The 21901-nt window shown below is 33.3% G+C and carries 40 protein-coding genes; 39 read left to right on the forward strand and 1 reads right to left on the reverse strand.

From position 1 onward, the window contains the following. The 39 genes from G594_RS19930 to rpsI form a co-directional block, all read left to right on the forward strand. On the forward strand, positions 1–93 hold a 93-nt coding region (locus tag G594_RS19930; protein WP_479723510.1), incomplete at its 5' end, for an EF-Tu C-terminal domain-related protein. Between the two features lie 500 nt (positions 94–593). Then, positions 594–902 (forward strand): 30S ribosomal protein S10, encoded by a 309-nt coding sequence (gene rpsJ / locus G594_RS0111865; RefSeq protein WP_021876938.1) that lies wholly within the window; start codon positions 594–596, stop codon positions 900–902. 78 nt (positions 903–980) lie between these two features. After that, positions 981–1610: a 50S ribosomal protein L3 gene (gene rplC / locus G594_RS0111870; RefSeq protein WP_027098786.1), complete on the forward strand. Its 630-nt coding sequence runs from the start codon at positions 981–983 to the stop codon at positions 1608–1610. Positions 1611–1637: 27 nt separating this feature from the next. Continuing rightward, a complete protein-coding gene (gene rplD / locus G594_RS0111875) occupies positions 1638–2258 on the forward strand; it encodes a 50S ribosomal protein L4 (protein WP_027098787.1) in 621 nt (206 codons plus the stop codon). Further along, a complete protein-coding gene (gene rplW, locus G594_RS0111880) occupies positions 2258–2554 on the forward strand; it encodes a 50S ribosomal protein L23 (RefSeq protein WP_027098788.1) in 297 nt (98 codons plus the stop codon). The genes rplD and rplW overlap by 1 nt, the downstream gene beginning before the upstream one ends. Positions 2555–2615: 61 nt before the next feature. Beyond that, positions 2616–3449, forward strand: coding sequence for a 50S ribosomal protein L2 (gene rplB / locus G594_RS0111885; protein ID WP_027098789.1), 834 nt, complete (start codon positions 2616–2618; stop codon positions 3447–3449). A gap of 64 nt (positions 3450–3513) precedes the next feature. Then, on the forward strand, positions 3514–3792 hold the full coding sequence (gene rpsS / locus G594_RS0111890) for a 30S ribosomal protein S19 (protein ID WP_027098790.1): 279 nt from the start codon (positions 3514–3516) through the stop codon (positions 3790–3792). A gap of 29 nt (positions 3793–3821) precedes the next feature. Beyond that, complete coding sequence (gene rplV, locus G594_RS0111895; protein WP_027098791.1) at positions 3822–4157, forward strand: 50S ribosomal protein L22; 336 nt, start codon at positions 3822–3824, stop codon at positions 4155–4157. Between the two features lie 19 nt (positions 4158–4176). Beyond that, on the forward strand, positions 4177–4842 hold the full coding sequence (gene rpsC / locus G594_RS0111900; RefSeq protein WP_027098792.1) for a 30S ribosomal protein S3: 666 nt from the start codon (positions 4177–4179) through the stop codon (positions 4840–4842). Positions 4843–4859: 17 nt separating this feature from the next. Beyond that, the gene (rplP, locus tag G594_RS0111905) at positions 4860–5294 is read left to right on the forward strand and encodes a 50S ribosomal protein L16 (protein ID WP_027098793.1); all 435 of its coding nucleotides are present in this window, start codon (positions 4860–4862) and stop codon (positions 5292–5294) included. After that, positions 5294–5503: a 50S ribosomal protein L29 gene (rpmC, locus tag G594_RS0111910; protein ID WP_027098794.1), complete on the forward strand. Its 210-nt coding sequence runs from the start codon at positions 5294–5296 to the stop codon at positions 5501–5503. The genes rplP and rpmC overlap by 1 nt, the downstream gene beginning before the upstream one ends. 21 nt (positions 5504–5524) lie before the next feature. Continuing rightward, positions 5525–5782 (forward strand): 30S ribosomal protein S17, encoded by a 258-nt coding sequence (gene rpsQ, locus G594_RS0111915; protein WP_027098795.1) that lies wholly within the window; start codon positions 5525–5527, stop codon positions 5780–5782. Between the two features lie 29 nt (positions 5783–5811). Then, positions 5812–6180, forward strand: coding sequence for a 50S ribosomal protein L14 (rplN, locus tag G594_RS0111920; protein WP_027098796.1), 369 nt, complete (start codon positions 5812–5814; stop codon positions 6178–6180). A gap of 17 nt (positions 6181–6197) precedes the next feature. Next, on the forward strand, positions 6198–6512 hold the full coding sequence (gene rplX, locus G594_RS0111925) for a 50S ribosomal protein L24 (RefSeq protein ID WP_027098797.1): 315 nt from the start codon (positions 6198–6200) through the stop codon (positions 6510–6512). Positions 6513–6535: 23 nt separating this feature from the next. Beyond that, entirely contained in the window at positions 6536–7075 is a 540-nt protein-coding gene (rplE, locus tag G594_RS0111930) for a 50S ribosomal protein L5 (RefSeq protein WP_027098798.1), read from the forward strand. A gap of 15 nt (positions 7076–7090) precedes the next feature. After that, positions 7091–7276 carry a type Z 30S ribosomal protein S14 gene (locus tag G594_RS0111935; RefSeq protein WP_027098799.1) on the forward strand — a complete coding sequence of 62 codons (186 nt, stop codon included), beginning with the start codon at positions 7091–7093 and terminating at the stop codon, positions 7274–7276. Positions 7277–7309: 33 nt separating this feature from the next. After that, positions 7310–7708 (forward strand): 30S ribosomal protein S8, encoded by a 399-nt coding sequence (gene rpsH, locus G594_RS0111940; protein WP_027098800.1) that lies wholly within the window; start codon positions 7310–7312, stop codon positions 7706–7708. Positions 7709–7778: 70 nt separating this feature from the next. Then, positions 7779–8321 carry a 50S ribosomal protein L6 gene (rplF, locus tag G594_RS0111945; RefSeq protein ID WP_027098801.1) on the forward strand — a complete coding sequence of 181 codons (543 nt, stop codon included), beginning with the start codon at positions 7779–7781 and terminating at the stop codon, positions 8319–8321. An 18-nt stretch (positions 8322–8339) separates the two neighbouring features. Beyond that, entirely contained in the window at positions 8340–8699 is a 360-nt protein-coding gene (gene rplR, locus G594_RS0111950) for a 50S ribosomal protein L18 (protein ID WP_027098802.1), read from the forward strand. 19 nt (positions 8700–8718) lie between these two features. Next, positions 8719–9216, forward strand: coding sequence for a 30S ribosomal protein S5 (rpsE, locus tag G594_RS0111955; protein WP_027098803.1), 498 nt, complete (start codon positions 8719–8721; stop codon positions 9214–9216). A gap of 13 nt (positions 9217–9229) precedes the next feature. After that, entirely contained in the window at positions 9230–9409 is a 180-nt protein-coding gene (rpmD, locus tag G594_RS0111960) for a 50S ribosomal protein L30 (protein WP_027098804.1), read from the forward strand. 21 nt (positions 9410–9430) lie between these two features. Continuing rightward, a complete protein-coding gene (gene rplO / locus G594_RS0111965; RefSeq protein WP_027098805.1) occupies positions 9431–9871 on the forward strand; it encodes a 50S ribosomal protein L15 in 441 nt (146 codons plus the stop codon). A 1-nt stretch (position 9872) separates the two neighbouring features. After that, the gene (gene secY, locus G594_RS0111970) at positions 9873–11144 is read left to right on the forward strand and encodes a preprotein translocase subunit SecY (protein ID WP_027098806.1); all 1272 of its coding nucleotides are present in this window, start codon (positions 9873–9875) and stop codon (positions 11142–11144) included. A gap of 23 nt (positions 11145–11167) precedes the next feature. Then, the gene (locus G594_RS0111975) at positions 11168–11815 is read left to right on the forward strand and encodes an adenylate kinase (protein WP_027098807.1); all 648 of its coding nucleotides are present in this window, start codon (positions 11168–11170) and stop codon (positions 11813–11815) included. After that, positions 11815–12564 (forward strand): type I methionyl aminopeptidase, encoded by a 750-nt coding sequence (gene map / locus G594_RS0111980; protein ID WP_027098808.1) that lies wholly within the window; start codon positions 11815–11817, stop codon positions 12562–12564. Before G594_RS0111975 ends, map begins: the two co-directional genes overlap by 1 nt. 67 nt (positions 12565–12631) lie before the next feature. Next, the gene (locus G594_RS0111985) at positions 12632–12913 is read left to right on the forward strand and encodes a KOW domain-containing RNA-binding protein (protein WP_027098809.1); all 282 of its coding nucleotides are present in this window, start codon (positions 12632–12634) and stop codon (positions 12911–12913) included. A 7-nt stretch (positions 12914–12920) separates the two neighbouring features. Beyond that, positions 12921–13139, forward strand: a complete 219-nt coding sequence (gene infA / locus G594_RS0111990) for a translation initiation factor IF-1 (RefSeq protein WP_027098810.1) — start codon at positions 12921–12923, stop codon at positions 13137–13139. A gap of 43 nt (positions 13140–13182) precedes the next feature. Then, positions 13183–13296: a 50S ribosomal protein L36 gene (rpmJ, locus tag G594_RS0111995; RefSeq protein ID WP_003448032.1), complete on the forward strand. Its 114-nt coding sequence runs from the start codon at positions 13183–13185 to the stop codon at positions 13294–13296. A gap of 223 nt (positions 13297–13519) precedes the next feature. Further along, positions 13520–13885, forward strand: a complete 366-nt coding sequence (gene rpsM, locus G594_RS0112000) for a 30S ribosomal protein S13 (RefSeq protein ID WP_027098811.1) — start codon at positions 13520–13522, stop codon at positions 13883–13885. 15 nt (positions 13886–13900) lie between these two features. After that, the gene (rpsK, locus tag G594_RS0112005; protein ID WP_021876963.1) at positions 13901–14296 is read left to right on the forward strand and encodes a 30S ribosomal protein S11; all 396 of its coding nucleotides are present in this window, start codon (positions 13901–13903) and stop codon (positions 14294–14296) included. Between the two features lie 27 nt (positions 14297–14323). After that, positions 14324–14944, forward strand: coding sequence for a 30S ribosomal protein S4 (rpsD, locus tag G594_RS0112010; RefSeq protein WP_027098812.1), 621 nt, complete (start codon positions 14324–14326; stop codon positions 14942–14944). Between the two features lie 102 nt (positions 14945–15046). After that, positions 15047–15994 (forward strand): DNA-directed RNA polymerase subunit alpha, encoded by a 948-nt coding sequence (locus tag G594_RS0112015; RefSeq protein WP_027098813.1) that lies wholly within the window; start codon positions 15047–15049, stop codon positions 15992–15994. 12 nt (positions 15995–16006) lie between these two features. After that, positions 16007–16348, forward strand: coding sequence for a 50S ribosomal protein L17 (gene rplQ / locus G594_RS0112020; protein ID WP_027098814.1), 342 nt, complete (start codon positions 16007–16009; stop codon positions 16346–16348). 115 nt (positions 16349–16463) lie between these two features. Beyond that, positions 16464–17309: an energy-coupling factor transporter ATPase gene (locus tag G594_RS0112025; protein ID WP_027098815.1), complete on the forward strand. Its 846-nt coding sequence runs from the start codon at positions 16464–16466 to the stop codon at positions 17307–17309. Continuing rightward, on the forward strand, positions 17294–18151 hold the full coding sequence (locus tag G594_RS0112030; RefSeq protein WP_027098816.1) for an energy-coupling factor transporter ATPase: 858 nt from the start codon (positions 17294–17296) through the stop codon (positions 18149–18151). The genes G594_RS0112025 and G594_RS0112030 overlap by 16 nt, the downstream gene beginning before the upstream one ends. Before the next feature lie 12 nt (positions 18152–18163). Next, the gene (locus tag G594_RS0112035) at positions 18164–18967 is read left to right on the forward strand and encodes an energy-coupling factor transporter transmembrane component T family protein (RefSeq protein ID WP_027098817.1); all 804 of its coding nucleotides are present in this window, start codon (positions 18164–18166) and stop codon (positions 18965–18967) included. Positions 18968–18980: 13 nt separating this feature from the next. Beyond that, on the forward strand, positions 18981–19715 hold the full coding sequence (gene truA / locus G594_RS0112040; RefSeq protein WP_027098818.1) for a tRNA pseudouridine(38-40) synthase TruA: 735 nt from the start codon (positions 18981–18983) through the stop codon (positions 19713–19715). Positions 19716–19878: 163 nt separating this feature from the next. Continuing rightward, the gene (gene rplM / locus G594_RS0112045; protein ID WP_027098819.1) at positions 19879–20313 is read left to right on the forward strand and encodes a 50S ribosomal protein L13; all 435 of its coding nucleotides are present in this window, start codon (positions 19879–19881) and stop codon (positions 20311–20313) included. Positions 20314–20338: 25 nt separating this feature from the next. Next, positions 20339–20731 (forward strand): 30S ribosomal protein S9, encoded by a 393-nt coding sequence (rpsI, locus tag G594_RS0112050; RefSeq protein ID WP_027098820.1) that lies wholly within the window; start codon positions 20339–20341, stop codon positions 20729–20731. A gap of 124 nt (positions 20732–20855) precedes the next feature. Here the strand turns inward: rpsI and G594_RS0112055 are convergent, their stop codons facing one another. Continuing rightward, positions 20856–21878 carry a tyrosine-type recombinase/integrase gene (locus G594_RS0112055; RefSeq protein ID WP_027098821.1) on the reverse strand — a complete coding sequence of 341 codons (1023 nt, stop codon included), beginning with the start codon at positions 21876–21878 and terminating at the stop codon, positions 20856–20858. Positions 21879–21901: the final 23 nt, after the last annotated feature.

Raw genomic sequence — 21901 nt, forward strand, 5'->3', positions numbered from 1 at the left:
ACTCAAGTAGCAATGGACGAAGGTTTAAGATTCGCGATCAGAGAAGGTGGAAGAACTGTAGGTTCAGGTGTTGTTACTAGCATAATAGAATAATTTTAGAATCATATAATGTTTAAATTTAAACTTGGTTATAAAGAGTAGAGGAGACGTCTTCTACTCTTTCTTTATAGAAAAATTATTATATAAAGAGAAGTTATTTATTATAACATTACTAAACTTTGGATAATATATAAGTATTAAGCATTAAATACATAATAAAGTGCTTGAAAGTGAATAAAAAAGAATATAAAATAAAGTACAGTTGAGATGAAAAAACAGTTAATATTATACAAATAAAAATTAAAAATAATGTAATTAAAAAACTTGAAAACATTAATGAAAAATAGTATAATAAAGAAGTTGCAGAGCAAACAGCGATGAATCAAGAGGTTGCCGGACTTCCGGGTAATTCTTGATGAGTATGTCTGGATCTAGAATCCGACGACAGGGAATCTGTTAGATTTGTTTAAAAGTGTGAAACACCAGGAACAGTTTACAGATAACCGCTGTTGTGCGTTAGAAGTAAAGCGTACATGAAAAGGAGGGAAACCAAGATGTCAAAACAAAAAATAAGAATAAGATTAAAGGCTTTTGATCACACAATATTAGATCAATCAGCTGAAAAAATCGTTGAAACTGCTAAATCAACAGGAGCTAAGGTTGCTGGTCCAGTACCACTACCAACAGAAAAAGATGTTGTTACAATATTAAGAGCAGTTCACAAATACAAGGACTCTAGAGAGCAGTTCGAAATAAGAACTCACAAGAGACTTATAGATATCGTTAATCCATCACCAAAGACTGTTGATGCATTAATGAGATTAAATCTACCAGCAGGTGTAGATATCGAAATAAAGCTTTAATAGCAAAACTTTTAAATAGAGATTGAACTATTATGATTGTGTTACAATCCGCTAATTAGTTTGGGAGGTGTAAGTAAAATGAAAAAAGCTATTATAGGTAAGAAAATAGGAATGACTCAAATTTTCAATGAAAATGGAAAGATGATTCCTGTAACAGTAGTAGAAGCAGGTCCATGTGTTGTTGTTCAAAAGAAGACAACAGAAAAAGATGGGTATGAAGCTATCCAAGTTGGTTTTGGTGAAATAAGAGAAAAATTAGTTAACAAGCCAGCTAAGGGACATTTTGCTAAAGCAGGAGTTTCATTAAGAAGAACACTTAAAGAATTCAAACTTGAAAATGCTAGCGAATATGAAGTTGGTCAAGAAATAAAGGCTGACGTTTTTGCGGTAGGAGATAAGGTTGATGTATCAGGAATTTCTAAAGGTAAGGGATTCCAAGGTGTAATTAAGAGATGGAATGCTCAAAGAGGACCAATGTCACATGGTTCTAAGTTCCATAGAGCAGTAGGTTCAATGGGAGCATCATCAGATCCATCAAGAACATTTAAGAATAAACATATGCCAGGTCACATGGGTGCTGTTAATACAACAGTATTAAACTTAGAAGTAGTTAAAGTTATAGCTGAAAAAAATTTAATACTAATAAAGGGTGGAATCCCAGGACCTAATAAAGGTACAGTAGTTATTAGAAATACAGTTAAGGCTTAATTTCTGTAAGAAAGGAGGACGCACAGGATGCCTACAGTAGGATTATTTAATAAAGAAGCAAAGCAAGTTGGAGAAATTCAATTAAACGATAATGTTTTCGCAGTTGAAGTTAATAAGGATGCAATGCACCAAGTAGTTGTTGCATTACTTGCAAACAAGAGACAAGGAACTCAATCAGCTAAGACAAGAGCTGAAGTAAGAGGAGGCGGAATCAAGCCTTGGAGACAAAAGGGAACAGGTAGAGCAAGACAAGGTTCTATAAGAGCTCCACAATGGATTAAGGGTGGTGTTGTTTTTGCACCAAAGCCAAGAGATTACAGAATGTCAGTACCAAAGAGCATGAGAAGAGTAGCTATGAAGTCTGCATTAACTTGTAAGGTTCAAAATGAAGAGATGATCGTTTTAGAAAATCTTGAATTTGAAGCAATCAAGACTAAGTCTATGGCAGAAATGCTAAAAGCTTTCAATGCTAATAAGACATTAATAGTAACAGCTGAATCAAACGAAGTGGTTTATAAGTCAGCTAGAAATATTGAAGGAGTTTCAGTAATTCCTGTAAACAACATCAATGTTTATGATTTACTAAAGTTTGAAAAAGTGATCATGACTAAAGATGCTGTATCAAAGATTGAGGAGGTGTACGCATAATGAAGTTAACAAGCCATGATATAATAAGAAAGCCTGTTATAACTGAAAAGACTATGACAGCTATGGCAGAAAATAAGTACACTTTCATAGTTCACATTAATTCAAACAAGTCTCAAATAAAGAGAGCTGTTGAAGAAGTGTTTGGAGTTAAAGTTGCTAGCGTTCAAACTATAAGAACTATGGGAAAAACTAAGAGAATGGGCGTACATGTAGGAAAGAGATCTGACTACAAGAAAGCTATTGTAACACTTGCAGCAGATAGCAAGGGAATAGAATTCTTTGAAGGATTACAATAGTTAAATAAAGGTGATTTATTGGTGTAAAACACCAGATAAGCTGTAAGAAGGAGGTAACAAAATGGCAGTTAAAAAGTTTAAACCAACTACCCCTTCAAGAAGAGAAATGACAATGGCAACATTTGAAGAAATTACAACAAATGTACCTGAAAAATCACTTCTTGTTTCTTTAAAGAAAAATGGTGGTAGAAATGCACAAGGTAAAATAACTGTTAGACATCGTGGTGGCGGTGCTAAGAGAAAGTATAGAGTAATTGATTTTAAGAGAAATAAGGATGGTGTTCCAGCAAAGGTTGCTACAATAGAATACGATCCAAATAGATCAGCATACATTGCTTTAGTAGTATATGCAGATGGTGAAAAGAGATACATAATAGCTCCAGCTGGTTTAGCTGTAGGAGATGTAGTTGTATCAGGACCAGAAGCAGATATCAAAGCAGGTAATGCTCTTCCATTAAAGAATATACCAGTTGGTACAGTTGTTCACAACATAGAGTTACAAGCTGGAAAAGGAGCTCAATTAGTTAGATCTGCAGGAGCTTCAGCTCAATTAATGGCTAAAGAAGGAGACTACGCTACATTAAGATTACCTTCAGGTGAAATGAGATATGTAAGAATCGAATGTAGAGCTACTGTAGGAACTGTATCTAACTCAACTAATGATATAGTTAATATAGGTAAAGCAGGTAGAAAGAGACACATGGGATGGAGACCTACTGTTAGAGGTTCTGTAATGAACCCTTGCGATCACCCTCATGGTGGTGGTGAAGGTAGATCACCAATCGGTAGACCAAGTCCAGTTACTCCATGGGGTAAACCAGCACTTGGATACAAGACTAGAAAGAATAAGAAGTATTCTGATAGATTTATCATTAAGAGAAGAAACGATAAGTAATATGAAGAGAACCTATTCTCTTCATGGCTTATCAGCCTAAGGTTAGTGAAGGGAGGCAATATAAGTGAGTAGATCAACAAAAAAAGGACCTTTTGTCCATGAAGGATTAATTAAAAAGATTGAAGAAATGAATGCAAATGGTGAGAAAAAGGTTATAAAGACTTGGTCAAGAAGTTCAACAATTTTCCCACAAATGATAGGTCATACAATAGCTGTTCACGATGGAAGAAAGCATGTTCCTGTATATGTATCAGAAGATATGGTTGGACATAAGCTTGGAGAGTTCGCTTTAACTAGAACTTTCAAAGGGCACGTGGACACAGATAAGAAGTCTAAAAGATAGTATAGGCGCCAGGAAAGGAGGAACAAGATATGGAAGCTAAGGCTATAGCTAAGCATGTAAGAATGTCTCCAATTAAGGTAGGAGCAGTTACAGATTTAATAAGAGGAAAAGATGTTAAAGAAGCTTTTGCTATTTTACAATACACTCCAAGAGAAGCAGCAGTAGTTATTAACAAAGTTTTAAAATCAGCTGTTGCAAATGCAGAAAATAATTTTGCATTAGATACTGACAAATTATATGTTTCAGAAATACACGTTGGTCAAGGTCCAACACTAAAGAGATTTAGACCAATGGACCATGGTAAAGCGTTTAAGATTCTTAAGAAAACAAGCCACATAACTGTAGTTGTTAAAGAAAGAGCTTAGAAGAAGGAGGGAAATATAAGTGGGTCAAAAAGTACATCCTCACGGACTTAGAGTAGGTGTTATTAAAGAGTGGGATGCAAAGTGGTATGCTAATAAAAAAGACTTTGCTGATAACTTAGTTGAAGATAACAAGATCAGAGAATATGTAAAAAAAGAATTATTCTCAGCAGGTATTTCAAAGATCGAAATAGAAAGAGCTGCTAAGAGAATTAAGTTAAACATACACACTGCAAAGCCAGGTGTTGTTATTGGAAAAGGTGGAGCTGGAATCGAAGCCTTAAAGCAAAAGATAAATAAGTTAATTGGCGGAAAGAATGTTTTAATAAACATTGTTGAAGTTAAGAATGCTGAAGCAGATGCTCAATTAATGGCAGAAAATATTGCTGCTCAATTAGAAAAGAGAATCTCATTCAGAAGAGCTATGAAGCAAACAATTCAAAGAGCTATGAAACACGGAGTAAAGGGTGTTAAGACTGCTTGTTCAGGAAGATTAGGAGGAGCAGAAATAGCTAGAACAGAACAATATCACGAAGGAACAATTCCACTACAAACTTTAAGAGCAGACATTGATTATGGATTTGCTGAAGCAGATACAACATACGGTAAGATCGGAGTTAAGGTTTGGGTTTATAATGGAGAAGTTCTTCCAACTAAAAAAGTTGAAAAGGAAGAAGTTGACGCGTAAGAAAGGAGGAATAGATCATGTTAATGCCTAAAAGAGTAAAGCATCGTAAGGTACAACGTGGTAGAATGAAAGGTAAAGCTACAAGAGGAAATTTCCTTGCTTATGGAGATTTCGGTATTCAAGCTACTAGTTGTGGTTGGATTACAAGTAATCAAATCGAGGCAGCCAGAATTGCTATAAATAGATACATCAGAAGAGGAGGAAAACTTTGGATAAAGATTTTCCCAGATAAGCCAGTAACTGAGAAACCAGCTGAAACAAGAATGGGTTCAGGTAAAGGTTCACCAGAATATTGGGTAGCAGTAGTTAAGCCTGGTAGAGTTTTATTTGAGTTATCAGGAGTTAATGAAGAAGTTGCAAGAGAAGCTATGAGACTTGCATCACACAAACTTCCTGTAAAAACAAAGTTTGTTACAAGAAGAGATTTTGAGGAAATGGGTGGTGAAGAATAATGAAGGCTAGAGAATTAAAAGAATTAAGAGCAAATAATCCTCAAGATTTACAAGCTAAATTAGGAGATTTAAAAGCTGAATTATTCAACTTAAGATTCCAATTAGCTACAGGACAATTAGAAAATCCTATGAGAATAAGAGAAGTTAAGAAATCTATAGCCCAAATAAAAACCATCTTAAGAGAAGAAGAGCTAAAGGTTCAACAGTAATCGGAAGGAGGTATTCTTTAAATGGAACAAAGAGCACTAAGAAAGAAAAGAATTGGTAGAGTTGTTTCTGACAAAATGGATAAAACTATCGTAGTTGCTGTTGAAACTAAGGTAAGACATCCGTTATATGGTAAGACTGTTAACAGAACTACTAAGTTTAAAGCTCATGATGAAAATAATGAAGCTAGAATAAATGATAGAGTATTAATAATGGAGACTAGACCATTATCTAAAGATAAGAGATGGAGACTTGTTGAGATAGTTGAAAAAGCAAAATAAGCTTTAAAGACTGAAAGGAGGGTAATTCAATGATACAACAACAAACCTTACTAAAGGTAGCAGATAACTCAGGTGCAAAAGAAATCATGTGTATCAGAGTTTTAGGCGGATCTAAGAGAAAGTTCGGTAACATTGGAGATGTAATAGTTGCTAGCGTTAAAAGTGCAACACCAGGCGGAGTTGTTAAAAAAGGTGACGTAGTAAAGGCTGTTATAGTTAGATCTGTAAGAGGATTAAGAAGAGCAGATGGTTCATACATTAAGTTTGATGAAAATGCTGCAGTTATAATAAAAGATGATAAGCAACCAAGAGGAACTCGTATCTTCGGACCAGTTGCTAGGGAGCTAAGAGATAAAGAATTTAATAAAATCTTATCATTAGCACCTGAAGTTCTATAATAGAGGAGGTGGCTAACTTGAAGGTACATGTAAGAAAGAACGACACAGTTGTAGTTATTTCAGGAAAAGACAAAGGAAAAACTGGAGAAGTTTTAAAAGTATATCCTAAGACAGGAAAGGTTCTTGTAAAAGGAGTTAACATAGTTAAGAAGCACCAAAAGGCTACTAGAAATCAAGCCGAAAGTGCTATTATAGAAAAGGAAGCTGCTATATACAGCTCAAAGGTTATGTTATATTGTACAAAGTGCAAGAGTGCAACTAGAATTAGCAATAAGTTATTAGAAGACGGAGCTAAGGTAAGAGTTTGCAAGAAGTGCGGAGAAACATTCTAGAATCTGAAAGGAGGTAAATCAATATGACAAGACTTCAAGAAAAGTACGAAAAAGAAATTATACCAGCTATGATTGAAAAGTTTGGTTATAAAAATATAATGGAAGTTCCAAGACTTGAAAAGATAGTAATCAATATGGGTGTTGGAGAAGCTAAAGAAAATCAAAAGGTTTTAGAAGCAGCAGTTAATGATTTAACATTAATAGCTGGTCAAAAGCCAATATTAACTAGAGCAAAGAAATCTGTTGCTAACTTTAAGATAAGAGAAAATATGCCATTAGGATGTAAAGTTACATTAAGAAAAGCAAAGATGTATGAATTTGCTGATAAGCTAATGGCAATCGCTCTACCAAGAGTTAGAGACTTCAGAGGTGTTTCAAGCAAGTCATTTGATGGAAGAGGAAACTATTCACTAGGAATTAAAGAGCAATTAATATTCCCAGAAATAGAGTACGATAAAATCGATAAAGTGAGAGGAATGGATATAATCTTCGTAACTACAGCTAACACTGACGAAGAAGCAAGAGAATTATTAAGATTCCTTGGAATGCCATTCGCTCAATAATAAGGAGGGAAAGTCGTGGCACGTAAAGCTATTATTGAAAAGTGGAATAAGACACCTAAATATAAAACAAGAGCTTATACAAGATGTAGAATATGTGGTAGACCACATGCAGTACTTAAAAAGTTCGGTATATGCCGTATTTGTTTCAGAGAACTTGCTTATAAGGGACAAATCCCTGGATGCAAGAAAGCAAGCTGGTAATATCGATTCATAGAGCGAAAGGAGGCACATTAAATGGTTATGACAGATCCTATAGCAGATTTGCTAACTCGTATTAGAAACGCAAATGCTGTAAGACATGAGGTAGTAGAAGTACCTTCTTCAAATGTGAAGAAGGCAATAGCAAATATATTATTACAAGAAGGATATATTAAAGAAATAGATGAGTACAATGATGGTGTTGTACCAATGTTAAGAATATCTCTTAAATACGGTTCTAACAAAGAAAGAGTTATTACTGGAATAAAGAGAATATCTAAGCCAGGATTAAGAGTTTACTGTAAAAAAGATGAAACTCCAAAGGTGTTAAACGGATTAGGAATAGCTGTTATATCAACTTCTAAGGGAATAATGGTTGATAGAGAAGCTAGAAAGATGGGACTAGGCGGAGAAGTAGTTTGCTACGTTTGGTAGTATCTTATATAGGAAGTAACTAGATAGATTAAATATATGTTTGTACGAGAAGAATACAGGAGGTGCAATTATGTCAAGAGTAGGTAGATTACCAATAGCTATTCCTGCTGGCGTAACTGTAACTGTATCAGCAGATAATGTTGTTACAGCTAAGGGACCAAAAGGTGAGCTAGTAAATGCTATGCACAAAGACATTAAGATAGTGGTTGAAAACAACGAAGTTGTTGTTACTAGACCTAGTGATGTAAAAGAGCACAGAGCTCTTCACGGATTAACAAGAGCACTTATTAATAACATGGTAATTGGAGTTAACGAAGGTTACCAAAAGACTTTAGAATTAGTAGGTGTTGGTTATAGAGCTCAACTACAAGGAAAGAAACTTGTAATGAACCTTGGATACTCACATCCAGTTGAAATAGAACCAATGAATGGAATTACTTTCGAAACTCCTGCTGCAACAAAAGTTGTTATCAAAGGTATAGATAAGCAAGTTGTTGGAGCACAAGCGGCTGATATCAGACGTTGGAGAAAGCCAGAACCATATAAGGGTAAAGGAATTAAATTCGAAGGCGAAGTAATCAGACGTAAAGAAGGTAAAACTGGTAAGAAATAATAGAAAGGAGTGAGCTTTATGTTCAAGAAGGTAGACAAAAAAGCAAGTAGAGTAAAACGTCACCTTAGAGTTCGTAAGAAAGTTTTCGGTACTCCTGAAAGACCAAGACTTTCAGTATACAGAAGTGAAAAAAATATTTATGCACAAATAATTGATGATATAAATGCTGTAACTATAGTTTCTGCTTCAAGCTTAGAAAAAGACTTCTCTGCAAAGGGCGGTAACAAAGAAGGTGCTAAACTTGTAGGAGAACTAGTAGCTAAGAAGGCATTAGAAAAAGGAATTAAAGATGTTGTGTTCGACAGAGGTGGATATGTATATCACGGAAGAGTACAACAATTAGCAGAAGCTGCTAGAGAAGCAGGATTAAATTTCTAAAAAATAAGGAGGGAAATACATGAGAATCGATCCTAGTCAACTAGACCTTAAAGAAAAGGTTGTTTATATAAACAGAGTTACTAAGGTTGTTAAGGGTGGTAGAAACTTCAGATTCAGCGCTCTAGTTGTTGTTGGTGACGAAAACGGACACGTTGGAGTTGGAATGGGAAAATCTATCGAAATTCCAGTAGCAATCAAAAAGGGAATAGAAGATGCTAAGAAAAACTTAGTAAAAGTTTCTATGGTTGGAACAACTGTTCCTCATGAAATATATGGAACTTTCGGAACAGGAAAAGTTCTTATAATGCCAGCTAAAGAAGGTACAGGAGTTATTGCTGGGGGTCCTGCAAGAGCTGTACTTGAATTAGCAGGATTAAAGGATGTTAGAGCTAAGTCATTAGGTTCAAACAATCCAAGAAACATGGTAAATGCAACTATCAACGGATTAGCAAACTTAAGAACAGCTGAAGATATAGCTAAATTAAGAGGAAAATCTGTTGAAGAGATTCTAGGTTAGGAGGGAATTGGCGATGGCTAAGTTAAGAGTTACTCTAGTTAAGAGCTTAATAGGTAGAAAGAAAGACCATATCGCTACTGCAAATGCCCTAGGACTAAAGAAAATTGGTAAAACAGTAGAAAAAGAGGAAACTCCTCAAATAAAAGGTATGATTAAGAAGATTGACTATTTACTAAAGGTAGAAGAAGTATAATTTAGAGGAGGTGTACTGATAATGAAACTTCATGAATTAAAGCCAGCAGCAGGTAGCAAAAAGGCTCCTAAGAGAGTTGGTAGAGGTACTGGTTCTGGTTTAGGTAGAAATGCCGGAAAAGGTGAAAAAGGACAAAACGCTAGATCAGGCGGTGGAGTAAGACCAGGTTTTGAAGGAGGTCAAATGCCTCTTTACAGAAGACTTCCAAAGAGAGGTTTTACAAATATATTTGCTAAGAAGATCGTTAGTATTAATGTGGATAGATTAAATATATTTGAAAACGGAACTGAAGTTACTCCTGAAGTATTACTTGAGAAGAGAGTAATAAGTAAAGTTATGGATGGAGTTAAGATTCTTGGAAACGGAAACTTAGAAAAGAGCTTAACTATAAAAGGATGTAAACTTTCAAAATCTGCAGTAGAGAAGATCGAAGCAGCTGGAGGAAAAGTTGAGGTGATTTAATATGCTATCAACCCTACGTAATGCCTGGAAGGTTCCAGAATTGAGAAAAAAATTCTGTTGGACAATATTTTTAGTAGCGATTTTCAGGATGGGAACTCATATTCCTGTTCCTGGAATCAATGCTGAATTTATATCAAGAATACAAGAGATGACTCAATCTGGGTTACTTGGTTTCTATGATTTAATATCTGGTGGAGCATTTAGTAACTTTAGTATATTAGCATTAGGTGTAACACCATATATTAATGCATCAATTATAATGCAATTATTAACAATAGCTATTCCATCTTTAGAGCAACTATCTAAAGAGGGGCAAGAGGGTAGAAAAAAAATACAAAATGCTACTCGTTATGTCGCTATTGTAATTGCTATAATATTAGCTATTGGTTCAGTAGCTTCATTTGGTTCACAAGGTGCAATGATATCTAGTTCAAGTTTAGAATTAGTTATAGTAATAATGTCCCTTGTTGTTGGATCAACATTCTGTATTTGGTTAGGAGATCAAATTACAGTTAAGGGATTTGGTAATGGAACATCAATATTAATTTTTGTTAATATTATTTCTAGATTACCACTTACAGTTAGTAAAGTTTTAAGTTTAGAAGTAGATAAAGTAGCATTAGCTTTATTTATAGTAGCTGTTATTGCTCTATTAGCAATATCTATTTTCTTTAGTCTTGCTGAAAGAAAGATTCCAGTACAATATGCAGGTAAAGCTGTTGGTAATAAAGTTATGAAAGGACAATCTACACATATTCCGTTAAGTATAATAAGTGCAGCTGTAATTGCAATTATATTTGCAATGTCAGTAATGGGATTTCCAAAAGCTATAGCTCAGTTTTTCCCTAACAGCAGTGTTTCACAATGGATTATAGGTAGTAGTTACAGCATCTTTAATGAAAAAACATGGATGTATCCAGTAATATTTGCTTTATTAACAGTATTCTTTACTTGGTTCTATAATGAAGTTACTTTAAAACCAGATGAGATGGCTGAAAATCTAAATAAGTCAGCAGGTTTTGTTCCTGGAATAAGACCAGGTGAGCAAACAACTGAATATTTTGAAAAAATATTAGCTAGAGTATCAATTATAGGTGGTGTGTTTGCTGCATTTTTAGCAGTAACTCCTATTTTAGTGGAACAATACACACCATTTAAAGGAATTCAATTTGGTGCAACAGCAGTGTTAATTGTAATAGGAGTAGCAATGGACTTCTCAAGACAGTTACAATCTCAAATGGTGATGCGTCATTATGAAGGATTTCTTAAATAGAAAATAAAATGGAGATGATGCCCGTGAAGATTATATTACTAGGTCCTCCTGGTGCAGGAAAAGGAACACAGGCAAAATCAATTAGTAATAGATATTCAATTCCTCATATTTCAACAGGAGATATTTTTAGAAAGAATATTTCGGAAAATACTCCACTTGGAATAGAAGCTAAAAAGTATATTGATAATGGTCAGTTAGTTCCTGATCAAGTTACAATAGATATGGTAAAAGATAGACTTCAACATGATGATTGTGAGAATGGATATTTATTAGATGGCTTCCCAAGAACGGTAAGCCAAGCAGAAGCTCTTCAAGAGTTCTTACAAAAGAGAAAAGAGTCTTTAGATACTGCTTTATGTATAGAGGTACCTAGAGATTTTATACTTGAAAGAATGACAGGAAGAAGAGTGTGTCCATCATGTGGGGCAAGTTATCACATAAAATTTAATCCACCGATTGAAGGCAAGTGTGAGCTTTGTGGTTCGGATGTAGTTCAAAGAAAAGATGATACAGAAGAAACAGTAAAAGAAAGACTTGATGTATATGAGAGACAAACACAACCACTAATTGATTTCTATAAAGAGAGAGAGTTACTTTCTACAGTAGATGGTACAAAAGCTATTAATGAAGTGTTTGAAAGTATTTGTACTATATTAGGAGAGCCAGTTTAGTGATTATTATAAAGAATAATAATGAACTTAACTATATGAGGAAATCAGGCCGAATAGTAGCAGAAACATTATTATTAATAGAAGAAAAAATAAAACCTGGTATAACTACAGCGGAGTTAGATAGGATAGCAGAGGAGTTTATTATTAAACAAGGAGCCAAACCTTCTTTTAAGGGATTGTATGGATTTCCTTCATCACTTTGTATATCAATCAATGAGCAAGTAGTTCATGGAATACCAGGAGCCTATAAGTTAACTGAGGGCGATATTGTAAGTGTAGACTGTGGTGCTGTTTTTGAAGGTTTTCATGGAGATGCAGCAAGAACTTTTTCAGTAGGAAATGTTTCACAAGAAGCACAAAAGTTAATTGAAGTTACGAAAGATTGTTTTTTTGAGGGAGTTAAATTTGCTCATATAGGAAACAGACTAACAGATATTTCACATGCAATTCAAACGTATGTTGAACATTCAGGTTTCTCAGTTGTAAGAGATTTCGTAGGTCATGGAATCGGAAGAAATCTACACGAAGATCCTGAAGTACCCAATTTCGGTATGCCGGGTAGAGGTCCAAAGTTAAGAGAAGGAATGGTATTAGCAATTGAACCTATGGTTAATGTAGGTGATTGCAAAGTACTAACTCTATCTGATGGGTGGACTGTTGTTACAAAAGATAGGAAACTATCAGCACATTATGAAAATACTGTTGCGATTTTACCAGATGGGCCCGAAATATTAACACTAATAAAATAATAGTGTTGCTTAGTTATAAATTCGTAATGTTACGGTTTATACTAAGGTAATCATCGAGGTGAAGAATTTGCAAAACAATGACTTGATTGGAAAAGTAGTACTATCAAAAGCTGGAAGAGATAAAAATCATTTATATATAATAACTAATCAGATTAATAGTGAATACGTACTAGTAGCCGATGGTAATATTAAGACTATAAATAATCCTAAGAAAAAGAATCTTAAGCATTTAAGTATTATATGTAATATAAATGAAGATGTAAGATTATCGATTTTAAGAAATGAAAAAAGTACTGATTTAAAGATTAAGAGACTTCTAAAATTAAAGGGCATTGTTAAGGAGGGTTGATTACCTTATGTCAAAAGACGATGTTATAGAAATGCAAGGTACTGTTCTAGAATCATTACCCAATGCTATGTTCCAAGTTGAACTTGAAAGTGGGCACACAATTCTAGCACATATATCAGGCAAATTAAGAATGAACTTCATAAGAATTCTGCCTGGAGATAAGGTTACAGTAGAATTATCTCCATATGATTTAAGTAGAGGTAGAATTACATGGAGAGCAAAATAAAGCAGTATAAAATCTACTGTTACTAATACAAGGAGGGTTAGCTATGAAAGTAAGACCATCAGTTAAGCCTATTTGCGAAAAGTGCAAGATCATAAGAAGAAAAGGAAGAGTAATGGTAATCTGTGAAAATCCAAAGCACAAGCAAAAACAAGGCTAATATAAAATAATATTAGACAAAAAATACAAATTAGGCATTTAAAATTTATTGACTTTTTTAGTAAAGTCAAATATGATTATATAGTCAATAATCTAATAATTAGGTTTTAGGAGCGGCTGCATTAGTGAAAATATCACTAATGACCTAAACTTTATTATATATATTAAATTACTATAGAATCTATTTTTTAAGGCATTTTAATTACCAGGAGGTGTAAATTTTAATGGCAAGAATAGCAGGTATTGACCTACCAAGAGAAAAAAGAGTTGAAATAGGTCTAACATATATATTCGGAATTGGTTTAGCAACATCTCAAAAGATTTTAGCTGAAACTGGAATAAATCCGGATACAAGAGTTAAAGATTTAACTGAAGATGAAGTTAATGCAATTAGAACATTTATAAAAGAAATGAATGTTGAAGGTGATTTAAGAAGAGAAGTTGCTTTAAACATTAAGAGATTACAAGAAATCGGATGCTACAGAGGAATTAGACATAGAAAAGGTCTTCCAGTTAGAGGACAAAAAACTAAGACTAATGCGAGAACAAGAAAAGGTCCTAAGAAGACTATCGCTAATAAGAAGAAGTAATAAGGAGGGAAGATAATGGCAGCTCAAAAAGTTAAAAAGACTAGAAGAAGAAAAGAAAGAAAAAACGTTGAGCATGGTGCTGCACACATCAAGTCAACTTTCAATAACTCAATAGTTACTTTAACGGATGCAGCAGGAAATGCTTTATCATGGTCAAGTGCTGGAGCTCTAGGATTTAGAGGTTCAAGAAAGAGTACTCCTTTCGCAGCGCAAATGGCAGCTGAAACAGCAGCTAAGGCAGCGATGGAGCATGGATTAAAGAGCATCGAAGTATATGTAAAGGGACCAGGTGCAGGTAGAGAAGCAGCTATAAGATCCCTACAAGCAGCAGGATTAGAAGTAACTTTAATTAAAGACGTTACTCCTATCCCTCATAATGGATGTAGACCACCAAAAAGAAGAAGAGTCTAGTATTAACCATCATAGGAGGTGTAATTAATGGCAAGATATACTGGAGCTACATGTAGATTATGTAGAAGAGAAGGTATGAAACTGTTCCTTAAAGGGGATAGATGTTATACAGATAAATGCGCTTTTGCAAGAAGAAGCTATGCGCCAGGACAACATGGAGCTAGCAAGAAGAAGTTATCAAACTACGGAATTCAATTAAGAGAAAAGCAAAAAGCTAAGAGAATATACGGAGTTTTAGAAAGCCAATTCAGAAATTACTATGAAAAGGCTGAACACATAAAAGGAATTACTGGTGAAAACTTATTAAAGTTATTAGAATTAAGACTTGATAACGTAGCATATAGATTAGGATATGGTGCATCAAGAAATGAAGCTAGACAACTAGTAACTCATGGACATTTCTTAGTAAATGGAAAGAAAGTAGATATTCCATCATACAAAGTTTGTGTAAATGATGTAATAACTGTTTGTGAAAAGAGTAGAGGAAGCGAAAAGTTCAAGACTTTCGTTGAAAATCCAAAGACTTTACCAAAATGGTTAGAAGCAAATATCGAAAACTACGAAGGCAAAGTAGTTGCTGAACCAACAAGAGAAGATATTGACGTTCCTGTTAATGAAACGCTTATCGTCGAGTTATACAGCAAGTAGTATATTAATATTTGTTAATCATACATTTCGTATGATTACAAATATGAGAATCAGTTGCCCTCAAAATAAGGTTGCCATTTTAAATATAAGGAGGGTTTGTGTATGTTAGAGATTGAAAAGCCAATAATTGAGTGTGTAGAATCAAACGAAGATGGTACTTACGGTAAATACGTAGTAGAACCACTTGAAAGAGGATACGGAATTACTTTAGGTAATGCTCTTAGAAGAATTTTATTATCATCTTTACCAGGTGCTGCAACAACATCAGTTAAAATTGATGGAGTTCTTCATGAGTTCTCAACAGTTACTGGAGTTAAAGAGGATGTTACAGAATTAATTCTTAACATTAAAGCTTTAGCTTTGAGAATGAATGGTGAAGGTCAAAAGACAATTTATATAGATGCAAAAGGTCCTGGGGTTGTAACAGGAGCAGATATAAAGACTGACGGTGATGTAGAGGTTGTTAATAAGGATTTACATATTGCAACGCTTGATGAAAACGGAAGACTTTATATGGAACTAACAGTAAACAAAGGTAGAGGATATGTTACTCAAAATAAAAATAAGAGTGAAGATTTACCAATATCCGCTATTGCTGTAGACTCAATATACACACCAGTTAAGAGAGTTAACTTTACAGTTGAAAATACTAGAGTTGGTCAAATTACTGACTATGATAAGTTAACTTTAGAAATCTGGACTAATGGTACAATTAAGATTGATGAGGCTATAAGCTTATCAGCTAAAATTCTTATAGAACATTTCAAGTTATTCATGTCATTAACTGACAATACGAATGATGTTGAAATTATGATAGAAAAAGAAGAGGATAAAAAAGAGAAAGTACTAGAGATGACTGTAGAAGAGCTAGATTTATCAGTTAGATCTTATAACTGTTTAAAGAGAGCTGGAATTAATACAGTTCAAGAACTTGCATCAAAGTCAATGGATGATATGATGAAAGTAAGAAATTTAGGAAAGAAATCTCTTGAAGAAGTTGAAAGAAAATTAAAAGAACTAGGCTTAGGTTTAAGACTAAACGATGAGTAAGGAGGTAAATCCATGGCAGGTTATCGTAAGTTAGGTCGTCCTACTGACCAAAGAAGAGCTATGCTAAGAAGTCTTGTAACAAGTTTCTTAAAATACGGTAAGATTGAAACAACTGAAACTAGAGCTAAAGAAGCAAGAAGCCTTGCTGAAAAAATGATTACTCTTGCGAAGAAGGGTGATTTACATTCAAGAAGACAAGTTCTAGCTTTTGTACAAGAAGAAGCTGTTGTAAAGAATCTTTTTGATAATATAGCTCCACAATACGCTGAAAGAAACGGTGGATATACAAGAATGTATAAGAAAGGTCCTAGAAGAGGGGACGGAGCTGAAATAGTTATACTTGAATTAGTATAATAATAAGGGGATTAAGTTGATACTTAGTCCCCATTTTGTAATATAAAAATATATTTTTAGAGTATAAAGAATGTTCTATATAGTCTAAAGATATATGTTAAATAGGAGGTAGTATATGGATAACTTTATGATAGACATAGATAATGTAACCTTTAAATATGCATCAACTGAAGAACAAGAGGGTAAGGTGGTAATTAAAGGGGTTAATTTAAAAGTATCTAAAGGTGAATTTGTAGTAGTGCTAGGACATAATGGGTCTGGAAAATCAACTATTGCAAAACATATTAATGCATTGTTAACACCTTCATCGGGTACTGTATTAGTGGATGGGATGGATACAAAAGATCAGCAAAACTTATGGGATATTAGAAGCAAAGCAGGAATGGTTTTTCAAAACCCAGACAATCAACTTGTAGCAACAATAGTTGAAGAAGATGTAGCTTTTGGTCCTGAAAATTTAGGGGTAGATCCTAAGGAGATAAGAAAGCGCGTTGATGATAGTCTTGCTAAGGTTGGGATGAGTGAGTATAAGAGACATGCTCCACATTTATTATCTGGTGGGCAAAAGCAAAGAGTTGCCATAGCAGGAGTTTTAGCTATGCAACCTGATTGTATTGTATTTGATGAGCCTACTGCAATGTTAGACCCTAGTGGTAGAAAAGAAGTTATAAACAACATTAAAGAGTTAAATAAACAGCACAATATTACTATAGTGTTAATAACTCATTATATGGATGAAGCAGCACAAGCTGATAGAATTATAGTTGTTGATGATGGCCAAATTAGGATGGAAGGAACACCTAGAGAAGTATTTTCTAAAGTTGATGTTATGAAAAAAATAGGATTAGATGTTCCGCAAGTTACTGAGTTAGCTTATGAATTGAGAAAAGAAGGTATAGATATAAGTACTGAAATTTTAAATATAGATGAGATGGTGGATGCAGTATGTCAATTAAAATAGAAAGTTTAACACACATTTATATGCCTGGAAGTCCCTTTGAGAAAGTTGCTTTAAAGGACATTAATTTAACAATAAATGATAATGATTTTGTAGCTTTGATTGGGCATACAGGTTCAGGAAAATCAACTTTAATACAACATTTAAATGGATTGTTATCTCCTACAAAAGGGAAAATATATATTGATGATATAGATATAACGGAGAAAAATGTAAAGTTAGTAGATATCAGAAAAAAGGTTGGTTTAGTATTTCAATATTCAGAATATCAGTTATTTGAAGAAACAATAGAAAAAGATATTGAATTTGGACCCAAAAATCTTGGGTTATCTGATGAAGAAATACATCAAAGAGTAGTTAAAGCTATGGAAATGGTAGGATTGGATTATAATGAGTATAAAGATAAATCACCATTTGATTTAAGTGGTGGACAAAAAAGAAGGGTAGCAATAGCTGGAGTAATTGCAATGAATCCTAAAACATTAATTCTTGATGAACCTACAGCTGGTTTGGATCCAAAGGGAAGAGATGATATATTAACTCAGATTAAAAAGTTACATGATAACTATGGAATGACTATAATACTTGTTAGTCATAGCATGGAGGATGTAGCCAATATTGCTGATAAAGTTATAGTGATGAATAATGGAAGTGTAGAGTTACAGGGTCCTATTGATACTGTATTTAAAGAAGTAGAGAAATTAGAGAGTATTGGATTAGCAGTGCCACAGGTAACATATTTAATGTTGAAGCTAAAATCATTGGGATTTGATGTATCAGATGGTATTTATACAATAAAACAAGCCAAAGAAGAAATAATTAAGCTTCTTAACAAGAATAACTAAGGAGGTGGAATTATGTTAAAGGATATAACTATTGGACAGTATATACCTGGTGAATCATTTACACACAAATTAGATCCGAGAACAAAAATAATAATAGCTATATTATTCATTGCTTCTTTATTTATAATAAATAAGTTTGTTGGATATATTTTAGTAATTTCCTTCTTAGGAGCTATAATAGCAAATGCTAAAATTCCAGTTAAATTTATTTTTAAAGGATTAAAGCCGATTTTATTTTTAATAATATTAACTGCTGCATTAAATATATTTATGATAAAAGGTACTGCTGATACATTAGTATTTGAGTTGGGGTTTATTAATATATATTTAGAAGGATTGAGAACAGCTGCATTTATGGCCTTGAGGTTGGTATTTTTAATTACTGGAACTTCATTGCTAACTCTTACAACATCTCCTATAGAATTAACAGATGGAATAGAAAGGTTATTAAGACCTATTGGAAAAGAAATAGCACATGAACTAGCAATGATGATGACTATTGCTTTGAGATTTATTCCTACATTAACAGAAGAGACAGACAAAATAATGAAGGCTCAAAAAGCAAGAGGTGCAGATTTTGAGACAGGAAACATTATTGAAAAAGCTAAGAGTTTAATACCTTTATTAGTTCCTTTATTTATAAGTTCTTTTAGAAGAGCTGATGAATTAGCTATGGCAATGGAAGCTAGATGCTATAGAGGTGGTGCTGGGAGAACTAGAATGAAAGAATTGCAGTTTGGTTCTGTAGATATTATAGCTTTTGGAATTTTTTCTGTTTTATTTATTGGAAGCTTTATAATAAGATTTGTTTTGTAGGGTGTAGAAATCTATGAGAAATATAAAGTTAACTATAGAATATGATGGAACAAGCTATGGGGGATGGCAGAAGCAAAAGAATAACAGAACCATTCAACAGTGCATTGAAGAAGCAATTAAGTTACTTACAGGTGAAGAGGTTGAATTAATAGGAAGTTCTAGAACTGATGCTGGGGTTCATGCTAAAGGTATGGTTGCAAACTTCATTACTAATAGTAAAATTCCAGCTGATAAATTTAGAGAAGCTATTAATACTAAATTACCAGATGATATAGGAATAATTAAATCTGAAGAAGTTGATAAGAACTTTCATTCAAGATATGATAGTAAAGGTAAAACTTACTGTTATACATTAGTAAATAGATATGAAAAAGTATGCTTAGGAAGAAGTTATGTATATCAAGTTAGAGATGAATTAAATTATAATCTAATGAAAGATGCTGCAAAATATTTTTTAGGTAAGCATGACTTTAAGGCTTTTAAAACTAATGGAAGTTCTGTAAAGACTTCAGTAAGAACAATAAGTGGATTAGAACTAGAGTTAAAGGGTGATGTTCTAAAGATATTTATTAGTGCAGATGGATTTCTTTATAATATGGTAAGAATTATAGTAGGTACCTTAATTGAAGTTGGAAAAGGAAAAATAAAACCAGAAGATATAGAAAGTATAATAAGAAACGGAGATAGAAGTAAGGCAGGACCTTGCGTACCACCTAATGGATTAGTATTAGAAAAAGTTTTTTATTAATAAAAAAAGATATAAATAATGTTGACACGCCCGTAAGCGTGTATTATAATAATATTGTTTGTTAGAATATTTATGTATATAAGATCCACTAGCCCCGGGTCTTGACATAAATGCGGTAACTTTAAAGAGTGAAGCTAAAATGTAAGTTCAGGGAGGGAAAGAGATGAAATCATACATTGCGAAAGCACAAGAAGTTGAAAGAAAATGGTATGTTGTAGATGCAGCTGGAAAGCCACTAGGAAGAGTAGCAAGCCAAGTTGCTTCAATATTAAGAGGAAAGAATAAGCCAACATTTACTCCAAATGTTGACTGCGGAGATTTCGTTATCGTTATTAATGCAGAAAAGGTTGTTTTAACTGGTAAGAAGTTAGATCAAAAATTAATGAGAAAGCACAGCCTATATCCAGGCGGATTAAAGGAAACTCCATATAGAGAAGTACTAGATAAGAAACCTGAATTCGCTTTTGAAGAAGCAGTTAGAAGAATGCTTCCAAGTGGTGTTTTAGGAAGAAAGATGCTAACTAAGTTAAAAGTATATAGAGGCGCTGAACACAATCATTCAGCTCAAAAACCAGAAGTGCTTGAATTAAAGTACTAATACAAGCTCGGGAGGAGGAATAGAAATGGCAAAAGTTCAATACATGGGTACTGGAAGAAGAAAGAAATCAGTTGCAAGAGTAAGACTTATACCAGGAAGTGGTAAGGTTGTTGTTAATAAAAGAGATATCGAAAATTACTTTGGTTTAGAAACATTGAGAGTAATAGTTAACCAACCATTAGTTTTAACAGGAACTAAGGATAAATTTGACGTTTTAGTAAATGTTCATGGTGGAGGATTTACAGGTCAAGCTGGAGCTATCAGACACGGAATTACAAGAGCTTTAGTTAAAGCTGATGAAGCTTTAAAGCCAGAATTAAAGAAGGCTGGATTCTTAACAAGAGATCCAAGAATGAAGGAAAGAAAGAAATACGGTCTTAAGAAAGCAAGAAGAGCTCCACAATTCTCAAAGAGATAATACAAGAGTTTTTCAAAGTCCCACAAACCAAGTGTTTGTGGGACTTTTCTTTATATAAAAATAAATAAAAACTTCTATTTTTAAGTGTATAACTAACATATAACTAACGTATCTCTAACAAATACTATATTAAATTAATGGCTTTTCTTAGTTCTTCAATGTCTTTATGGGTATAAATTTTCTCAGTAGTTTCATAGCTACTGTGACCTATTATTTTCTTTATAGATGTTCTATTTGCATCAGCATTATTCATTAAGGTTGCAAAGGTATGACGTGCATCGTGTGGTCTATGATTCATATTAAGTTGCTCCATTATAGGTATAAATCTTTCTCTATAATAATTATCATATTTCATTGGTTTATTTCTAGAGTTAACTATTAAATATTCATGACCTTCTTCTAAGCGATTTTTTATGAAAGGAAGAATCTTTTTATTTATAGGTATTATTCTATTTTTACCTGCATCAGTTTTAATTCCACCTGTAATAATTTCATTTTCTAAGTCAATATCTGTGGATTTTATTAATAGTAACTCTCCAATTCTAAGGCCAGAATAAATCATAATTAAGATCGTATCAACAAAAGGTATTTGATCTGCCACTTTAAATAATCTTTTTATTTCTTTTTCAGAGAAAGGAACTCTCTTAATAGAATCAATTTTCTTACCAAGTTCAACGTAGTTAGAGTAATCTTTTTGGACAATATCATTCTTCATAGCATATTTATATAGCTGATTATATAAGCTCTTAATCTTTCGTTGAGTACCATATCCTTTACCACAAGTATTTATTACATTTTGTAGATGATTTGCTTTAATATCAACAAATCGTAAGTCATGTAGTTCTTTAGAAGTATCATAAGCTGCATTATATCCATTTATAGCTGATTTTGATATATCTATATACTTTTCTTTGCTCCACTTAGTAAAAAGCTCAGAGAAGGTTATAGATGATGCATCAATGTTATAAGGATTTGAATTATAATCAGCTAATGCTGCAAGTGCTAACTTTCTAGTTTCATAATATCCGATTGTTTTATATAATTGTTTTCCTTCATCTGACCAGCCAATGGTTTTTCTAACCATAAATGGCTTTCTTCTATTTCCAGATAATTTATAAACAGTTCCATAACCATTAGGTAATCTCATATATGTAACATCCTTTCAATTAA

It is taken from the genome of Clostridium paraputrificum AGR2156, assembly GCF_000424025.1.
GTDB lineage: Bacteria > Bacillota > Clostridia > Clostridiales > Clostridiaceae > Clostridium > Clostridium paraputrificum.